Annotated in this window: 1 protein-coding gene; it reads right to left on the bottom strand. The window is 72.6% G+C overall.

The features are described 5' to 3' along the window. Positions 1 to 1137: beta-ketoacyl synthase N-terminal-like domain-containing protein (locus ACTMS2_RS29250; protein WP_441178264.1), on the bottom strand; the 1137-nt coding region annotated here is incomplete at both ends.

Consider the following 1137-nt stretch of genomic DNA (forward strand, 5'->3'; position numbering starts at 1 on the left):
GAACTCGATGAACGTCCCCGGCGTCGCCATCACCGTCACACCACCGGCCAACGCCAGATCACACTCACCCGACCGCAACGCCTGCGCCGCCAGGTGCAGCGCCACCAGCGACGACGAGCACGCCGTGTCGACGGTCACCGCCGGGCCCTCCAGCCCGAACGTGTATGCCACCCGACCCGACAGCACGCTGCCCGACGTACCGGTGCCGACGAAGCCCTCGGCGTCCGGCGGCAGGTCCATGAGGCGGGAGGCGTAGTCGTGGTACATCACACCGGCGAAGACACCGGTCCGGCTGCCCCGCAGCCGCTGCGGGTCCAGCCCGGCGGACTCGAACGACTCCCACGACGCCTCCAGCAGCAACCGCTGCTGCGGATCCATCGCCAGGGCCTCACGCGGCGAGATCCCGAAGAAGCCCGAGTCGAACTCCGCCGCACCGTACAGGAAGCCACCGTGCCGGGTGTACGACGTGCCGCTGTGCTCCGGGTCGGGGTCGAACAGGCTCTCCAGGTCCCAGCCCCGGTCGGTGGGGAACTCGGAAATCCCGTCCCCGCCGCCGGCCAGCAACTCCCACAACTGGTCCGGGCTCTCGACGCCGCCGGGGTAGCGGCAGGCCATGCCCACGATGGCGATCGGCTCGTCGGTGTTGGCGGTGCGCACCGCCGTCTGGCGGGCGGCGATCTGCCCGGAAACCTGCTCGTAGAGGTGGTCGACGAGCACGGCCGGGGTCGGGTAGTCGAAGACCAGCGTCGAGGCCAGCCGCAGCCCCGTGGCCGCGTTCAACCGGTTACGCAGGTCCACCGCCGTCAGCGAGTCGAAGCCCAACTCGCGGAACGCCCGATCCGCCGGCACCGACTCCACGCCACCGTGCCCCAACACCTGCGCCACCAGACCACGCACCAGCACGTCGATCTGGGCGCGTGCCTCGTCGGGCGCCAGGCCCGCGAGCTGGTTGGCCCAGTCGCCGCCCCGCGCGGCCCGTCGCCGGGACGCCGTCGACCCGATCAGGGTGCGCAGTACGGCCGGCACGGGGCCGGCGCCGAGCGCTGCCCGCAGCGCCGGTACGTCGATCACGGCCGGTACGAGGGCCGCACGGTCGGCGCCCAGGGCGGCGTCGAACAGCTCCAACCCGACCTCGGC

It is taken from the genome of Micromonospora sp. SD12 (assembly GCF_052068495.1).
Lineage (GTDB): Bacteria > Actinomycetota > Actinomycetes > Mycobacteriales > Micromonosporaceae > Micromonospora > Micromonospora echinofusca.